Origin of the sequence: Burkholderia sp. SIMBA_051 (genome assembly GCF_046534915.1) — a bacterium.
Classification (GTDB): Bacteria; Pseudomonadota; Gammaproteobacteria; order Burkholderiales; family Burkholderiaceae; genus Burkholderia; species Burkholderia ambifaria.
Genome location: NZ_JAWRXS010000678.1, coordinates 1 through 247, shown reverse-complemented (window position 1 = coordinate 247; position 247 = coordinate 1). Strand labels below are relative to the sequence as shown.

General features: G+C 60.3%; 1 protein-coding gene. It reads right to left on the bottom strand.

The features are described 5' to 3' along the window. Positions 1-247, bottom strand: a 247-nt coding sequence (locus SB771_RS36185) for a hypothetical protein (RefSeq protein WP_410722183.1), incomplete at both ends; no start/stop codon positions are given.

Sequence of the window (247 nt, the reverse complement as noted above, 5' to 3'; positions counted from 1 at the left end):
CCAGTCGGTCCTTTCCGCCTTTCGTCTGCTGCACGCCATCGGGCTCCTCGCCCGGTGCAATGGAAGGTTGAGTCTCCTCCGCAACGCTCGGCACCTTGTCACGCTTTGGGCCGCTATCAAGTGATGCAGCTCCCGAGCCGCCGAGCGATTGCAGTAGGTGCCAAGCATCTTCCAAGCTGGTGTTGTCCTCGAACCCCGGGAACAACATCGCCTTTATCCCTTTAGCACGGACCGCCGGATTCAACAG